The organism is Streptomyces sp. NPDC059900 (genome assembly GCF_050270335.1).
Lineage (GTDB): Bacteria > Actinomycetota > Actinomycetes > Streptomycetales > Streptomycetaceae > Streptomyces.
On sequence record NZ_JBNNJZ010001176.1, the window covers coordinates 1 to 1007 of the forward strand.

The 1007-nt window shown below is 67.0% G+C and carries 2 protein-coding genes; both read right to left on the reverse strand.

What is annotated here, in order from left to right; genetic code table 11:
* Positions 1-150 precede the first annotated feature (150 nt).
* Positions 151-813 carry a GNAT family N-acetyltransferase gene (locus ACQKIP_RS48155; protein ID WP_427745952.1) on the reverse strand — a complete coding sequence of 221 codons (663 nt, stop codon included), beginning with the start codon at positions 811-813 and terminating at the stop codon, positions 151-153.
* A partial coding sequence (locus ACQKIP_RS48160) for a C40 family peptidase (RefSeq protein ID WP_427745953.1) occupies positions 810-1007 on the reverse strand: 198 nt, incomplete at its 5' end. The genes ACQKIP_RS48155 and ACQKIP_RS48160, both read right to left, overlap by 4 nt.

Below are 1007 nucleotides of genomic sequence, written 5' to 3' on the forward strand. Positions count from 1 at the left end.
CAGGCCCCTCCTTGCTCCGGTGAGGACGATCCGGGCATCCGCTGGCTGCCGCCCTCGCTCCGCCCCGGGCGACAGAGGCTGGGCGAACTCGCACTCGGCACCAGACAGGTCATGACGACGTATCACCCGGCCACGGTCCACCACTCACGGTCATGCATCGGCAAGTCCCTGTGTGCCCGTGCTCAGGAAGATCCAGTGGTCATGCGGCAGGTTTGCCGGGGCCGGAGGGGGAACTGGGCGGGTCTCCTCGTGCCAGGCGGAGCCCACGGCAGCCGTGGCGATGCCACGCCAGAATCGGGCAGCGCCTGCATTGGCTTCCTGGAAAGCAATCGCCCAGGCACCGGGCCGGGAGCACAGCAGGTGCAGGGCGGCCTGCTGGCCGACGCCGCGCCTGCGCAGCGCTCGCACGACGAAGAACGCAGAGATCGAGGTTTCGCCCTCGAGTGTCGGACGGGTCAGGATGAAACCGGCCGGCGCCGTACCGTACTGGATGAGCAGGGCTTCCCTGCCCGGCTCATCGAAGAATAGCGGCAGGTTGCTGAACGCGAACCTGCCATCGGCTGCCGGGAGGTGGCCGAGAAACTCCGACATGTCGTGGCGGTACAACTGGGCCAACTGTTCGAGGGAGGTTCGTAGTTCACCGTGCGCTGGGCGCAGGGTGATTGGCGCAGAGTCAATGATCGGGCCCATCCGGCGATTCTCACATGCATGCAATGTGGCGGTGGTGACGCCGATGATGAGGCAAGGCGCATGCGGCCGAGGGTGACGACCCGCGAGGCGTCTGGGAAGCGGGAGGCAGGGGGTGGCGATCATGTGGTGGGTCGGGTAGCTCCTGCGTAGTCGTCGCCCGGGTAGCGGTAGGCACTGATTCTGATGTTCTTGGAGCGTCCCGGTGCGTCGATCATTTTCCGGTTCCCGATGTACACGCCGACGTGGTGGATGCTGCCGGAGGGGCGGCCGTAGAAGACGAGGTCGCCGGGGATCAGGGGTGCTGCCGCGGGCAGGCG